The organism is Streptomyces sp. NPDC058240, from assembly GCF_042882135.1.
GTDB lineage: Bacteria > Actinomycetota > Actinomycetes > Streptomycetales > Streptomycetaceae > Streptomyces.
Genome location: NZ_JBHVWT010000051.1, coordinates 22,191 through 36,253, shown reverse-complemented (window position 1 = coordinate 36,253; position 14,063 = coordinate 22,191). Strand labels below are relative to the sequence as shown.

The window sequence follows — 14,063 nt, the reverse complement described above, 5'->3', positions numbered from 1 at the left end:
TCAACCGCCACCACCTCCAACACCCGCACCAACCGCTCAACAACCCCCACCACCGACACCCGATCGAACAGATCGACCGCGAACTCCACACTGCCGTCCAGTCCGTCCGGGGTCTCGGCGAGAGTGAAGGAGAGGTCGAACTTGGCCGTGTCCAGGCGGACCGGCTGCCGGCTCACCTCGATGCCGGGCAGTTCGAGATCGGCCGACGGAATGTTCTGGAGTTGCAGTGACACCTGGAAGAGCGGGTGGCGGGCCATGGAGCGCGCCGGGTTGAGCACCTCGACCAGCCGCTCGAAGGGCACATCCTGGTTCGCGTACGCCGCCAGGTCGGTCTCCCGGACCCGCTCCAGCAGTTCGCCGAAGGTCGGGTCGCCCGACACGTCGGTGCGCAGCACCAGCGTGTTGATGAAGAAGCCGACCAGATCGTCCAGTGCCTCGTCCGTACGCCCCGCGATGGGAGAGCCGAGCGCGATGTCCGTGCCGGCGCCGAGGCGGTGCAGCAGGGTGGCCAGGGCGGCCTGGACGACCATGAAGAGGCTCGTGCCGGACGTGCGGGCGAGCTCGGCCAGGCGGGCGTGGAGTTCGGCCGGGATGCGGAAGCCGATGGTGTCGCCGCGGTAGCTCATCTCCGCCGGACGCGGACGGTCCGTCGGCAGCGCCAGCTCCTCCGGCAGCCCCGCCAGCGCACCCCGCCAGTAGTCGACCTGCCGGGACAGCTCACTGACCGGATCGTCCTCGTCACCGAGAACGTCGCGCTGCCACAGCGTGTAATCGGCGTACTGCACCGGCAGCGGAGTGAACCGGGGCGCGCTGCCGTCGAGTCGGGCCGCATAGGCCTCGCCGAGGTCACGCGCGAGGGGGGCGAGGGACCAGCCGTCACCCGCGATGTGGTGCACCACGAGGAGCAGGACGTGGTCGTCGGGCGCGACGGTGATCAGGTGTGCGCGGACCGGGATCTCGCGGACCACGTCGAAGCCCTCGGCCGCGGTCCTCGCCAGGGTGTCGTCGAGTGTGACAGGTGTGGCGTCGAGCTGGTGCAGCCGGGGCCGGGCGGCCGGGTCTGCGGCGTCGAGGACGAGCTGCCGGGGGCGGCCGTCGACATCGGGGAACAGGGTGCGCAGGGCCTCATGGCGTACCGTCACATCGGCGAGTGCGGCCTCCAGCGCGGCCGTGTCGAGGCTGCCGCGCAGCCGCAGGGAGAGGCCCAGGTTGTAGGTGCCGCTGGGGCCCTCGAAGTGGCCGAGGAACCAGAGGCGACGCTGTGCGTGCGAGAGGGGGATCTCGACGGGCCGGGTACGCGGGCGGACGGACTCGCGTGCACCGGCCGCGCCGTCGAGGGCGGCGGCGAGGGCCACGACGGTGGGGGTCTCGAAGAGTGCGCGCACGGTGAGTTCGACGCCGAGGACGGAACGGATGCGGCTGATCAGCCGGGTGGCGAGGAGCGAGTGGCCGCCGAGGTCGAAGAAGCCGTCGTCGATGGAGACCGACGCCAGGTCGAGTACCTCCGCGAACAGACCGCACAGCACGCTCTCCTGGCGGGTGCGCGGGGCCCGGCCCTCGCCGGTGCCGCCGAAGTCCGGGGCCGGGAGGGCCTTGCGGTCGAGCTTGCCGTTCGTCGTCACCGGCAGCGCGTCGAGCAGGAGCACGGCCGCCGGAACCATGTAGTCGGGCAGCCCGGCGGCGATGTGCGCGCGCAGTTCCACGGGGTCGGCGGTGTCCGAGGCCGGGACGGCGTAGGCGACGAGGCGCTTCTCGCCCGGCTGGTCCTCGCGGACCACGACGGCGCCCTGGGCGACGCTCTCGTGCCCGATGAGGAGGGCTTCGATCTCGCCGAGCTCGATACGGAAGCCGCGGATCTTGACCTGGTCGTCCACGCGCCCGAGGTACTGGAGCTCTCCTTCGGCGGTCCACCGGACGAGGTCACCGGTGCGGTACATCCGGGCCCCGGGGGCGCCGTGGGGGTCCGCCGTGAAGCGTTCGGCCGTCAGTCCGGGGCGGCCGAGATAGCCGCGGGCCAGTCCCGCGCCCGTGAGGTAGAGCTCACCGGCGACACCGGCAGGCACCGGGTGCAGGGAGGCGTCCAGTACGTACACACGGGTGTTGGTGATGGGGCGGCCGATCGGCGGCGCACCGGTGCCCTGCTGGAGCGGTGCGCTCATGGTGGCGCAGACCGTCGACTCGGTGGGGCCGTAGGCGTTGACCATGCGGCGGTCGGCGGACCAGCGGGCGACGAGTTCGGTGGAGCAGGCCTCACCGGCGGTGACCAGGCTCATGCCTTCGGGGAGCCGGGCGTCGCCCATGGCGGCGAGCACGACGGGCGGCAGAGTGGCGTGGGTGACCCGCTGCTCGGCGAGGAGTCCGCCGAGGGGTTCGCCGGCGGCCAGCCGTTCGGCCGGCGCGAGGACCAGGGCGGAGCCGCAGAGCAGCGTGGTGAGGATCTCCCAGATCGAGGCGTCGAAGCTGGGCGAGGAGAACTGCAGCACGCGGTGGCCGGCGCCGCCTCCGAACGCGCCGCGGTGCGCGGCGGCCATGCTGGCGACACCGTTGTGGCTGACGACGACGCCCTTGGGGCGGCCGGTGGAGCCCGAGGTGTAGATGATGTACGCGGCGTCGAGCGGCACGAGACCGGTCGGCGGGAGCCCGTCCGCGGGGAGCTGCACCTCGTCGAGCAGCACTCGTTCCGGCCCGTCGTCGGGCAGTGCGGACTGGAGTGCGGTGCTGGTGAGGACGAGGGCGGGGCGGGCGTCGCCGAGGATGTACGCGATCCGCTCGGCCGGGTAGGCGGGGTCGACCGGCACATAGGCCGCTCCGGCCTTCATCGTCGCGAGGAGGGAGACGATCGTGTCGACGGAGCGGCCGAGGGCCACGGCCACGGAGTCGCCGCGGCCCACACCACGGTCGTGCAGCAGCCGGGCGAGACGCGCCGCCCGGGTGTCGAGCTCGCGGTAGGTCAGCGCGATGTCCTCGAAGACGAGGGCGGTGGTGTCGGGCGCGTTGCGGACCTGCTCGGCGAAGAGCTCCGGGGCGGTGGCGTCCGGGACGTCGAGCGCGGTGTCGTTCCAGGCCACCAGGACCCGGTCGCGCTCGTCCTCGGCGAGGACGTCGACGGCGCCGATCCGGGTGTCGGGGTCGGCGGTGACGGCCTCGAACAGCCGCAGGAACCGGTCACCGATAGTGCGTACGGTCTCCGGGTCGAACAGGTCGAGGGCGAACTCGATCCGGCCCTCGACCCCGGCGGGCCTGCCGTCCTCGGTGAAGCGCTCCCCCAGCCGGAAGGAGAGGTCGAACTTGGCGGTGTCGGTCTCCAGGTTCCGTGCCGCCGTCGCGGTCAGCCCCGGGAGGTCGAGCACCGGTGCGGCGTTGTCCTCCAGGGCGAGAGTGACCTGGGCGAGGGGGTGCCGGGCCAGTGAGCGGACCGGGTTGAGGATCTCCACCAGGCGCTCGAAGGGCACGTCCTGGTTCGCGTACGCCGCGAGGTCGGTGTCCCGGACCCGCTCCACCAGCTCACGGAAGCTCGGGTCTCCGGACAGATCCGTACGCAGGACGAGGGTGTTGACGAAGAAGCCGACGAGATCGTTCAGGGCCTCGTCCGTACGGCCGGCGATGACCGTGCCGACGGGGATGTCCTCGCCCGCGCCGAGGCGTCCCAGCAGCGCGGCGAGCGCGGCCTGCGCGACCATGAAGACGCTGGCCCCGCTCTCCTTGGAGAGGGCGATCAGCCGCTCGTGGACCTGCGGGGTGAGCCGGAGGTCGAGATGGCCTCCCCGGTGGCTCGCGACGGCCGGGCGGGGACGGTCGCCGGGGAGGGCCAGCTCCTCGGGCAGTCCGGCGAGTGCGTCCTTCCAGTGGGCGATCTGCTGGGCGAGCACGCTCTGCGGGTCGTTCTCGTCGCCCAGCAGATCCTGCTGCCAGAGGGTGTAGTCGGCGTACTGCACCGGCAGCGGGTCGAACCGCGGTGCGTCGCCCCCGAGCCGGGCCGTGTACGCATGGCTCAGGTCACGGGTGAACGGTGCCACCGACCAGCCGTCGCCCGCGATGTGGTGCACCACGACCAGCAGGACGTGCCGCCCGGGGGCGAGGGTGAACAGATGGGCGCGTACCGGGATCTCCGCGGCCAGGTCGAATCCGCGCACGGCCGCGGCGGCCAGTTCCCCATCGAGGGCTTCGTCGGTGACGTCGGCGACGACGAGCTCGGGCAGGGCGTCGGCGGGCGCGAGGATGTGCTGGTACGGCCCGCCGTCCCGGACGGGGAAGACGGTGCGCAGGCTTTCGTGGCGGGCGACCACGTCGGCCAGGGCGGCGCGCAGCGCGTCGGTGTCCGGCCGGCCGGTGAGTTCGACGGTGAGTCCGTCGTTGTACGCGGCCTCGCCACTCTCCATCTGGTTGAGGAACCACAGCCGGTTCTGCGCCGCGGACAGTGGCAGCGGCTCCGGCCTGGTCCGGGCGGAGAGGGCCTGGCGGGCCCCGGCGGCGAAGCCGAGTGCCTCGGCGAGCGTGGCGACCGTGGCGTTCTCGAAGACGGTGCGCAGTGTCAGCTCGGCCTTGAGCTCCTTCCGGATGCGGCCGACGAGCCGGGTCACCTGAAGTGAACTGCCGCCCAGCAGGAAGAAGTTGTCGTTGACGGAGAGCACGTCCGCGCCGAGCACCTCGGTGAAGAGTCGGCAGAGCGCCTCCTCCTCGGGGGTTCGCGGGGCGCGGGCCCCGGCGGCCTCGGCGGCAGGCGTCTCCTCCGGCCCCGCGGACCTGTGCCGCGGCGCGAGGCCGGCGACGTCCAGCTCGATGGAGTCCACGCGCCGGTCGGGGGCGGTGGTGCCGAGCCGGTACAGGAAGTCGAGGAACGCGCCCTGGTAGTCCTGGAGTTCGTCGCCGGTGTACAGGTCGGGGTTGGCGTCGAAGTCGATCTGCAGTCCGGTGCCGGTGCCCCGGTCGTACACGTGGAACGAGATGTCGTCGGCGGGTCCGATGGAGAGGCTGTGCGGCTTGGCGGGATGTCCGCCGAAGGAGAGGTCGTAGTCGAAGATCATGATGTTCACGTGCGGGCCGACCAGCCGCCGGTCGTCGGCGAGCATGCCGAGGTCCCTGCGCAGGTCCTCGAACTGGTAGCGCTGGTGCTTCATCGCGGCGCGCATCTCCGCGGAGACCTGGTGCAGGAGCTCCTCGACCGTGGTTCCCGGCTTGATGGCGACGCGCAGCGGCAGCACGTTGGAGACCATGCCGGGGACGCTGCGGGCGTTCTTGCCGAGGCGGGTGGAGACGGGCAGGCCGAGCACGATCTCGGGCTCGCCGGTGAGCCGTTGGAGCCAGGCGGCGACGGCCGCGACGAGGGCGGGCGGCCAGGTGACGGAGACATCGCTCGCCAGGGCTCGCAGCCGGTCGGTGTCCTCCGCGTTCAGCTGGGCGGTGCGGCGGACCAGGGAGGAGGCCAGGGAGGGCTGTTCGAGGGAGAGGCTGACCGGCTCCGGGCATTCCTTGAGCCGGTCGATCCAGTAGGCCCGGTCGGTGCCGAACCGTTCGGAGTCCCGGTAGGCGGCCTTCTCGTCCAGCAGCTGCGCCAGCGGGGCGAACGGGCTCGCCGGTATCTGCTCGCCGGCCACCAGCGCCGAGTACACGGCCGCGGTCCGGTGGACGACCATGTTGACGGTGAAGCCGTCGAGCAGCAGATGGTGGTAGCGGTGCAGCCAGAGGTGGCGGTCCTCGGCGAGCTTGAAGAGGGCGAAGAGGAAGAGCTGGTCGTGCTCGGTGTCCAGGGGCGTGGCGAAGTCCTCGGCCATCCAGGCGCGGGCGGCGGCCCACGGGTCGGGCTCGCCGCTGACGTCGACGACGTGCAGGGACCAGTCGAGACTGCCGGCAGGCACGATCCGGGCGGCGGGGCCGCCGTCGGCCTCGACGAACCGCTGACGCAGCGTCTCGGCCTCGGTGACGACGCGTCGGAGCGCGGCCTCGAACAGGGCCGCGTCGACCGGGCCACCGATTTCCAGGAATTCCCCGACGTTGAAGATCGTGTTCTGCGGATTCAACTGCTGCGCGTACCAGACGCCCGACTGGGCGGCGGTCAACGGCAGAAGGGCGCCCCGAAGGTCAGACACAACCACTCACCCTCAATGAAATGACGGAACAAGCACGGAAACGAATTGCCGAGTGACAACACAACCATGTCTAACAGTCCGGTTTCCGCCGGGACAACGGCCGTTGCAGAAAGCTGCCATCCCATGGCCGACGGTGCGTGCTAGCGTGAGAATCATGACCGGAGACACGAAATCAGAGGCCACCCTGCTCGATCACCACATGCCCATATGGCATTTCCGTGAACGGCATTGGGTGGCCGTTTCCGCACCTCGCGACGAAGTGCTGCGCGCGGCCCGCGAGATGACTTGGCGCGAAGCTCCCGTGGCGCGTTTCTTCCTGGCCTTCACCCGGAACAAACTGCAGGCCGACGGCCGGGTGCTCGACGACTTCGCGATGGGCGGCGACACCGTTCTCGGGCTGTCCGACGACGAGTTGCTCTACGGCGGCATCGGCTCCCAGGCCGGCCCGGTACGCCCGGACCGGCCCATGCCGGAGGTGTTCCGGGACTATGCGGAACCGGGCTGCACCAAGGTCGGTTTCAATATGCACTATGCCGCCGGTGTATTGACGACGGAGACCAGGATCTTCGCCACGGACGAGCAGACCCGACGCAACTTCGGGCGTTACTGGTTCCTGATCCGCATTCCGAGCGGAATCATCAGGATTGCGCTTCTCTCTGCGATCAAGCGACGGGTCGACGGCCGCCGGAAGGGTCCCGCAGGACGTTCCGGCGACCGCGCGGACGATCAGCTCTGAGAATCCCGTACGAGTTCGATGAACCGGCCTGCCGTCGAGTTGCGGTAGAAATCCTGAGTGGTGACCTTCGGCATGCCGAGTTCGCGCATCTCACGCAATACCCGGATGACGAGCAGCGAATTCCCGCCGAGTTCGAAGAAGTTGTCCTGCTCGGTCACTTCGGTGTTCAGCACATGCCCCCAGAGCTTGAGGATCTGCGCGGCCTGCGGGTCGTGCTCCGCGGCCGGCACCTCGGACGTCCCCGCCCGTTCCTCCCGCCCGGCGGCGGACGGCGCCGGTGCCGGCAAGGCGGCCGTGTCGACCTTGCCGTTGATCGTCAGCGGGATCGCCGGCAGTTCGGTGACGGAGGCCGGGACCATGTACGCGGGCAGCACGGCCCGCGCGTGGGCGAGCACATCGGCGGTCGACGCCGGACCGCGCAGCGCCACATAGGCGTCGATGCGGGCGGTCGCGGAGTCCGTGGGTACGTCGTGGTTGAGCACGGTCGCCGCGCCCGAGACCTCGGGGTGGCCCAGCAGGACGTTGCGGATCTCGTCCAGTTCGATCCGGTGGCCGCGCACCTTGACCTGGCTGTCCAGCCGTCCGAGATGGTCGAGGCCCCCGTCGGGGCGCAGCCGCCCCCGATCGCCGCTGCGGTAGATCCGGCCGCCGCCGTAGGGGTCGTCGATGAACCGTTCGGCGGTGAGTCCGGGCAGGCCGAGGTAGCGGTCGGCGACTCCGGCGCCGCCGACGCAGATCTCCCCGGCGGCGCCGACCGGCAGCAGCCGGCCACGCGGATCGCGGACCGACAGGGTCCAGCCGGGCAGCGCGGGCCCGACCCGGCGGCCGGCGGCGAGGACATCGGCGGGGGTGACGGTGTGCGCGGTGACATGGACCGTCGTCTCGGTGATACCGAACATGTTCACCAGCCGGCAGCCGGTGTGGGAGTGCCTCGCGAACCAGGGCGAGAGCATCCGGACGTCGAGCGGCTCACCGCCGAAGACCACGAGGCGTACGGCGAGATCGGTACGCCGCCGCCGGTCCACCTCGATCACCTGCGCGAACGCGGACGGGGTCTGGCTGAGCACGGTGACCCGCTCCTTCACGAGCAGCTCGTGGAAGAGTTCGGTGTCCCGGGTGACCCAGTAGTCCACGACCACCAGGCGGCCGCCGGTGAGCAGACAGCCCCAGATCTCCCAGACGGAGAAGTCGAAGGCGCTGGAGTGGAAGAGCGTCCATACGTCGTCGGCGCGGAGCGCGAAGTCCTCGCGGGTCGCGTCGAGGAGGGCGGCGACGTTCCGGTGCGGAACCACGACACCCTTGGGCCGGCCGGTGGACCCCGAGGTGTAGATGACGTACGCGGGGGCGGAGGGGTCCTCCGGAAGCGGGGTCGGCCCGGTGCCCTCGCCGAGGACACGCAGCTCGGCGGGTGTGACGACGCGTACCCCCTCGACCGCGGGGAATGCCTCGTCGACACCGCCGACCACCACGGTGGCGCCCGCGTTCTCCACCGTGTAGCGCAGCCGCTCCTCGGGGTAGCGCAGGTCCATCGGCACATAGGCGCAGCCGGCCTTGAGGACGCCGAGGAGGGTCGCCACCAGGTCGGCGTCGCGTTCCAGGGCCACGCCGACCATGCTGCCGGGCGCGACACCGAGCGCGCGCAGACCGGCCGCGGTCCGCCCGGCCCTCGCGTCGAGTTCGGCATAGGTGAGGCTGGTGTCGCCCGCGGTGACGGCCACCGCTTCGGGCCGGTCGCGTACGACATCGGCGAACAGCCCGTGCACGGTACAGTCCGCCGTCCCGGCGTCCCCGGCGGCGGGCGTGACGCCCAGGCGCAGCACCGCCTCGGTCTCCTGCGGTGTCAGCAGCTCGACCGCGTCGAGCCGCTGCTCGGCGTCGGCCGCCAACTGGGCCGCCACATGGGCCACATGGGCGGCGAACCGTTCGGCGACGGCCGGGTCGAGATCGCCCAGGTCGTGGCGGAGCACACCGGAGGCGCTGCCGTCGTCGTGCAGGGCGAAGTGCAGGACCGCGGGTAGTTCGGGGGCGAGCGACGACAGCCGGCGTTCCCCGGCGGTGGCCCGCTCGATGAGTACGCCGACGCCCGACAGGGGCAACAGGCCGCCGTCGTACGCGCCCTCCCACCCGGCCAGGAAGTCGCCGGTCCGCTGCGTCTCGTCGACCGTCGTGCCCGCGCCGTACCGCGCCAGGACCAGCGCGACCGCCCCCACCAGCAGGGCGTGCCCGGCGCGTACGGCCGTGGGCAGCGGGACCGGCACCTCGCCGGTGCGGCCCGCGTCGGCCGGAGCGCCCAGGCCCCACTCCAGAGCGGGCCGTGCTCCGTCGGTGGCCCCGGTGGTTCCCGCGCTCCATCCGAAGGTGAACCGGGGCTGCTCGAAGGTGAGTTCGTGGCGGGCCACCAGGACCAGATCCGCGTCACCGTCCGCGTACCGCAGCAGTACGGCACGGAGCGGCAGGCCGGTGACGTGCAGCGGACGCTCGGCCTCCTGCCGGACCCGGGGCCCGGCGGCCGGGTGTCCGGCCCCGAAGGGCAGGGTCTCCTCCCACAGCCGCAGCTCCGCCAGTTCCGGGCGGCCGCCGGCCGCCCGGGCGCGCAGGTGCTGTCGCAGTTCCTCGGCATCGATCGGGCCCGGCACGCGGACCACCAGGCTGTGGCAGGACCTGGCCTGACTTCTCGACATGGTCGGACTCCTGATGCAGTGCGGGAGGGACGGGGTACGTGATCCGGGCGGCGCGGGCGGTGGTTCAGCGGGCGCTGAAGCCGCCGTCGACGGTGAGGGTGGTCCCGGTGACCTGGAGCGAGTCGTTCCCGGCGAGCCAGACGGCCGCGCCGGCGATGTCCTGCGGTTCGATGAGTGTGTTCATCGGCTGGGACTGCACGAAGATCTCCTCGTGCTCGTCCACGTCGACATCGAGGGAGCGGGCGATCTCGGCGAGCATCCGGCCCTCGTGGAGGGGGTCGTCGCGGACCGAGCCGGGACACAGCGCGTTCACCCGCACCCGGAACGGCCCGTAGTCGAGCGCCGCGGCCTTGGTGAGGCCGATGAGTCCGTGCTTGGCGGCCACGTAGCCGGCGAAGTGGCGGTACCCGACGAGGCCCGCGGTCGACGCCACGTTGATGACGCTGCCCGACCGCTGCTCGATCATGGCCGGGACGACGGCCTTCATCATCCGCCAGGCACCCGTCAGGTCGATGCCGACCATCAGGTCCCACTCGTCCTCGCCGATCTCGTGCACGGCCTTGCCCGAAGGCGCGGCGATCCCGGCGCCGTTGAGCAGGACGTCGACGGTTCCGAAGCGGTCGACGGCCTGCCGCGCGACCTCCCGTACCGCTTCCGGCTCACGCACATCGGCGGCCGCGGTCACGACCGCGGCGCCCTCCTCGCGGCAGAGCTTCGCGGTGTGTTCCAGCTGGCCCGCGGAGCCCAGCGGGTACGGCACTCCGGCCAGGTCCGCCGCGACGTCGACGAGGACCAGGTCGGCGCCCTCCCGGGCGAAGCGCACGGCACAGGACCGGCCCAGCCCCCGGGCCGCGCCGGTCACCACGATGGTCTTGTCCTGGAGCAGCACGCCCTGGCCCTTCTCTGCCGTACGCGTCATGGCCGCAGTGCCGCACTGACCGCGTCGATGAGCGGCAGCGGCGACTCGGTGAGGTACATGTGCTCGCCGGCCAGGTCCACGAGGCGGAAGGCGGCGGAGGTGGCGTGCTGCCACTCGGCGGCCTGCTCCCGGCCGACCAGCCGGTCGTCGGTGCCGCGCAGCGAGGTGACGGGGGTGTGCAGCAGCTCGTCCGTGACGGGCTTGTAGTTCTCGTGCATCTCCACGTCCGCCCGCAGCATCGGCAGCAGCAGCTCCCGCATGTCCGGGTCGGCGAGGGCGTCGTGCTCGTATCCGGCGAACTCCTGTACCCGGCCGAGGAATTCGTCGTCGGCCAGTCCGGTGGCCCGTCGGCTCCGGCCGGTCCAGGGCCCCGGGGAGCCGCTCACGAAGAGGTGGCTCAGCTCGACGGCCGGGTCCTGTTCGAGTCGGCGGGCGAGTTCATAGGCGAGTACGGCGCCGAGGCTGTGTCCGAAGAGGGCGACGGGGCCGCCCCGCGTCAGGCCGGCGATGCTCGGGGCGAGCGCGTCGGCCGCGTCGATGACGTCCCGGAACGGTTCGTCGACGAACAGTTCCTCACGGCCCGGGAGCTGCAGCGGAACGATCCTCGGTGCGTGGTCGGGCAGTTCTTTCCAGGCGCGGTAGAAACCGGCGCCGCCTCCCGCGAAGGGAAGGCACACCAGTGAATGGGTCATGAGCGGCATCGCTTTCTCGGGAGCTGCGTGAGTGCCACGTTCACATCGGCCGGGCCCATGGGCAACGGGCGTTGCACATTGCTGCCAACGCCCGTTGCCCGACCGCCCGGCGGGGATGTCAGGCGGCGTCCATGGCATCGGCCAGTGACTTCGGCCGCATGTCGGTCCAGCTCGCGTTGATGTGGTCGAGGCAGGCCTGGCGGGTGTCCTCGCCGTGCGCCACGGTCCAGCCGGCCGGGACCTCGGCGAAGGCGGGCCAGAGCGAGTGCTGGTTCTCCTCGTTGACGAGGACCAGATAGCGGGCGTCGTCGTTCTCGAAGGGGTTGGTAGCCATGATCAGCCTTTCTTCGCTGTGGTCTTCAGGGCGCGGGCACGGACGGTCTCGACGAAATCGGGAAGCCGGTCCACGCCCCAGAACTTTTCGTATCCGCTGATGAAGTACGGGACTCCGAACACACCGTCGCGGTGGAGGGAGTCCAGGGCCGCGTGACCGCGCTCGCGCACCTCGGCGTTCTCATGCGCCCCGGCGAGCAGCTCCGGGTCCAGGTCCAGTTCCTTGCCGACCCGGCGCATGGTGTCGGGTTGCGAGATGTCCTCGCCGAGTTCCCAGCGGGACCGGTAGACCTCGGCGATGAACTCCCGTCCCGCGCCGAGTTCCTGGGCCACCAGATAGGCGAGGTGGGGAACCTGCCAGCGCGGTTCGGTGTCCACGGGCCACACCATGTCCAGGCCGCGGGCCCGGCACAGCCGGCGGACGTCCTGGAGGATGTAGAGGTGCTTCTCCTTGGACATCGGCACGTACGGCAGTGTGATGTTGTTGCGCTCCAGATGGTCCAGTGCGGGCTCGTCCGGCTCCCAGAACGGCAGCCATTCGATCTGCTCGGCGACATCCGGGTACTGCCCCAGCAGATCCCGGTAGGCCATCCAGGAGTAGGGGCTGCGGAACGAGAAGTACCAGCGCGGTCCTCTTCGTGCCATCACCGCCTCCAATGGGGTTGTGCGGACGGGTGGGTCAGATGGTGATGCCGCCGTCGATCTGCAGCACGGCGCCGGTGATGTACGCGGCCCGGTCGGAGACCAGATAGGCGACCAGGTCGGCGACCTCTTCCGCGGTGCCCATGCGGCGCAGCGGGATCGAGGAGAGTGCTTCCTTGCGGGCCTTGTCGTTCATCGCGGCGACCATGTCGGTCTCGATGAATCCGGGGGCGACCGCGTTGACCCGGATCCCGGACCTGCCGGCCTCCTTGGCCAGGGCGCGGGAGAAGCCGATGATCCCGGCCTTGGAGGCCGAGTAGTTGGTCTGGGTGCCGTGTCCGTACACCCCGGCGACCGAGGAGATGTTGACGATCGCCCCGGCGCGGCGCTTCATCATGCCGAAGACCACGGCCCGGCAGACGTGGTAGACGCCGTCGAGGTTGGTGTCGATGACCTGCCGCCACTGCTCGTCCTCCATCAGGACCAGCGGGTTGTCGCGGGTGATGCCCGCGGCGGTGACGGCGGCGTCGATCCGCCCCCACCGGTCGTCGGTCGCGGTGATCCAGGCCCGTACGGAGGCGGCGTCGGTGACGTCGACCCTGGTGCCCGTCACGGTGCCGGCGCTGTCCGCGGTCTCCTTCTCCAGGGCGCGGGCGGCCGCGTCGTCCGAGCGGTAGCAGAAGGCGACGTCGAATCCGTCGCGGGCGAGCGCGTGGACCGTGGCCCGGCCGATGCCGCGCGACCCGCCGGTAACCAGGGCCACCCGGTTCGAACTGTCTCCCATGATGTTTCTCCGTGAGTCTGCGGTCAGGCGGTCGCTGCGGTGGGGCGCAGCGCCTCGGCGGGACGGAAGGTCATGACGATCCGGCCGACGGTCATCACCGTCTCGCCGGCCGAGCGGCTCTCGCCCTCGAACAGAAGGGTGTCGTCGATCCGGCGGTCGAGCCCGACCCGGTGTTCGAGGACCTCGCCGGGCAGTACCGGACGGTGGAACTCGACGCCGGTCATGGCGCCGAAGAGCATCACCTGCCCCTGCAGGACGTCCGGGTTGGGGTCGTCCCAGGTGGCGAGGACACCGGCCGACTGGCACCAGGACTCCACCAGCAGTGATGTGGGGTAGGCGAAGTCCTCGTCGGGCGTCTGCGGCCCGAGCTTCTCGTACCAGGGCTCGTTGCAGGTGACCGCCTTGAGCGCGATCAGCCGTTCGCCGGGTACGACGTCTACGACCCGGTCGACGAGCAGCATCGGGAAGCGGTGCGGCAGCCGGGCCCTGATGTCGCGCTGGCCGATCATGCCGCCGCCTCCGTCCGGGTGTTCCGGGGGCGGTAGCGCAGCCGTACCGTCGCGGCGTCGCCGCGCCCGGTGGTGAGCTTCGCCCGGCACTGCCACTCGCCGGCCGGGGTCCGCTTCCAGCCCATGGCGATGTCCACCAGGTCGCCGGGGAAGACGGGCCCGGTGAACCGGGTCGACTCCACGGCGGCCAGCTCGTGGTCCTTCGCTCCGCCGGGCGCGGTGGCCACCGCGCCGAGGTGGGCGCACTCCACCAGGCAGACCCCGGGGAAGATCGGGAAGCCGGGGTAGTGCCCGGGAAGTACGGTCTCGGTGTCCCGGACGGTGAAGCGGGCCGCGGTGCGCGACTCGTCCTCGGACGGCAGCACGTCGACCGTTCCCGCGAGCGGGCTCGCCGCGGACATCAGGCTGCCTGCTGCGCCGCGTCGAGTTTGCCCAGCAGCAGGTCGTAGGCGCTCTGCAGGGTGACGATCCGCTTGAGCTCGGATTCCGGCAGCTTGATGCCGTACTTCTTCTCCAGTACGACGACGACCTCCAGAGCCATCAGCGAGTCGACCTCCAGATCGTCGACGAACTTCGCGTCGTCGGTCACCTCGGACACCTCGACGTCCAGCACCTGCGCCACGACGGCGCGAAGTTCTTCCTTGTCCAGCATCGGTTCCGTTCCTCTCAACAGCTGGTGGG

General features: G+C 71.1%; 11 protein-coding genes. 1 reads left to right on the top strand and 10 read right to left on the bottom strand.

Annotated features, from left to right (window positions below):
- A partial coding sequence (locus ACFVX4_RS36430) for an amino acid adenylation domain-containing protein (RefSeq protein ID WP_389986148.1) occupies positions 1 to 6,086 on the bottom strand: 6,086 nt, incomplete at its 3' end.
- A 154-nt stretch (positions 6,087 to 6,240) separates the two neighbouring features.
- Between ACFVX4_RS36430 and ACFVX4_RS36425 the strand changes: the two genes are divergently transcribed.
- Complete coding sequence (locus ACFVX4_RS36425; RefSeq protein WP_389986145.1) at positions 6,241 to 6,822, top strand: hypothetical protein; 582 nt, start codon at positions 6,241 to 6,243, stop codon at positions 6,820 to 6,822.
- Here ACFVX4_RS36425 and ACFVX4_RS36420 read toward each other — a convergent pair.
- From ACFVX4_RS36420 to ACFVX4_RS36380, 9 genes are all read right to left on the bottom strand, one after another.
- Positions 6,813 to 9,503, bottom strand: coding sequence for a non-ribosomal peptide synthetase (locus ACFVX4_RS36420; protein WP_389986142.1), 2,691 nt, complete (start codon positions 9,501 to 9,503; stop codon positions 6,813 to 6,815). The two genes, ACFVX4_RS36425 and ACFVX4_RS36420, sit on opposite strands and share 10 nt — an antisense overlap.
- Positions 9,504 to 9,567: 64 nt before the next feature.
- A complete protein-coding gene (locus tag ACFVX4_RS36415; protein WP_389986139.1) occupies positions 9,568 to 10,422 on the bottom strand; it encodes an SDR family oxidoreductase in 855 nt (284 codons plus the stop codon).
- On the bottom strand, positions 10,419 to 11,114 hold the full coding sequence (locus ACFVX4_RS36410) for a thioesterase II family protein (protein ID WP_389986136.1): 696 nt from the start codon (positions 11,112 to 11,114) through the stop codon (positions 10,419 to 10,421). The genes ACFVX4_RS36415 and ACFVX4_RS36410 overlap by 4 nt, the downstream gene beginning before the upstream one ends.
- Positions 11,115 to 11,232: 118 nt before the next feature.
- Positions 11,233 to 11,448, bottom strand: a complete 216-nt coding sequence (locus ACFVX4_RS36405; RefSeq protein ID WP_389986133.1) for an MbtH family protein — start codon at positions 11,446 to 11,448, stop codon at positions 11,233 to 11,235.
- A gap of 2 nt (positions 11,449 to 11,450) precedes the next feature.
- Positions 11,451 to 12,092 carry a 2-hydroxychromene-2-carboxylate isomerase gene (locus ACFVX4_RS36400; RefSeq protein WP_389986130.1) on the bottom strand — a complete coding sequence of 214 codons (642 nt, stop codon included), beginning with the start codon at positions 12,090 to 12,092 and terminating at the stop codon, positions 11,451 to 11,453.
- A gap of 34 nt (positions 12,093 to 12,126) precedes the next feature.
- Positions 12,127 to 12,873 carry a 3-oxoacyl-[acyl-carrier-protein] reductase gene (gene fabG / locus ACFVX4_RS36395; RefSeq protein ID WP_389986127.1) on the bottom strand — a complete coding sequence of 249 codons (747 nt, stop codon included), beginning with the start codon at positions 12,871 to 12,873 and terminating at the stop codon, positions 12,127 to 12,129.
- A gap of 23 nt (positions 12,874 to 12,896) precedes the next feature.
- Positions 12,897 to 13,382: a 3-hydroxyacyl-ACP dehydratase FabZ family protein gene (locus ACFVX4_RS36390; RefSeq protein ID WP_389986124.1), complete on the bottom strand. Its 486-nt coding sequence runs from the start codon at positions 13,380 to 13,382 to the stop codon at positions 12,897 to 12,899.
- Positions 13,379 to 13,783: a 3-hydroxyacyl-ACP dehydratase FabZ family protein gene (locus tag ACFVX4_RS36385; protein ID WP_389986120.1), complete on the bottom strand. Its 405-nt coding sequence runs from the start codon at positions 13,781 to 13,783 to the stop codon at positions 13,379 to 13,381. The genes ACFVX4_RS36390 and ACFVX4_RS36385 overlap by 4 nt, the downstream gene beginning before the upstream one ends.
- The gene (locus ACFVX4_RS36380; protein WP_389986117.1) at positions 13,783 to 14,034 is read right to left on the bottom strand and encodes an acyl carrier protein; all 252 of its coding nucleotides are present in this window, start codon (positions 14,032 to 14,034) and stop codon (positions 13,783 to 13,785) included. The genes ACFVX4_RS36385 and ACFVX4_RS36380 overlap by 1 nt, the downstream gene beginning before the upstream one ends.
- Positions 14,035 to 14,063: the final 29 nt, after the last annotated feature.

Coding starts and splice junctions, on each gene's coding strand:
- ACFVX4_RS36425 (WP_389986145.1), top strand. CDS start 6,241: ATGACCGGAGACACGAAATCAGAGGCCACCCTGCTCGATCACCACATG.
- ACFVX4_RS36420 (WP_389986142.1), bottom strand. CDS start 9,503: ATGTCGAGAAGTCAGGCCAGGTCCTGCCACAGCCTGGTGGTCCGCGTG.
- ACFVX4_RS36415 (WP_389986139.1), bottom strand. CDS start 10,422: ATGACGCGTACGGCAGAGAAGGGCCAGGGCGTGCTGCTCCAGGACAAG.
- ACFVX4_RS36410 (WP_389986136.1), bottom strand. CDS start 11,114: ATGACCCATTCACTGGTGTGCCTTCCCTTCGCGGGAGGCGGCGCCGGT.
- ACFVX4_RS36405 (WP_389986133.1), bottom strand. CDS start 11,448: ATGGCTACCAACCCCTTCGAGAACGACGACGCCCGCTATCTGGTCCTC.
- ACFVX4_RS36400 (WP_389986130.1), bottom strand. CDS start 12,092: ATGGCACGAAGAGGACCGCGCTGGTACTTCTCGTTCCGCAGCCCCTAC.
- fabG (WP_389986127.1), bottom strand. CDS start 12,873: ATGGGAGACAGTTCGAACCGGGTGGCCCTGGTTACCGGCGGGTCGCGC.
- ACFVX4_RS36390 (WP_389986124.1), bottom strand. CDS start 13,382: ATGATCGGCCAGCGCGACATCAGGGCCCGGCTGCCGCACCGCTTCCCG.
- ACFVX4_RS36385 (WP_389986120.1), bottom strand. CDS start 13,783: ATGTCCGCGGCGAGCCCGCTCGCGGGAACGGTCGACGTGCTGCCGTCC.
- ACFVX4_RS36380 (WP_389986117.1), bottom strand. CDS start 14,034: ATGCTGGACAAGGAAGAACTTCGCGCCGTCGTGGCGCAGGTGCTGGAC.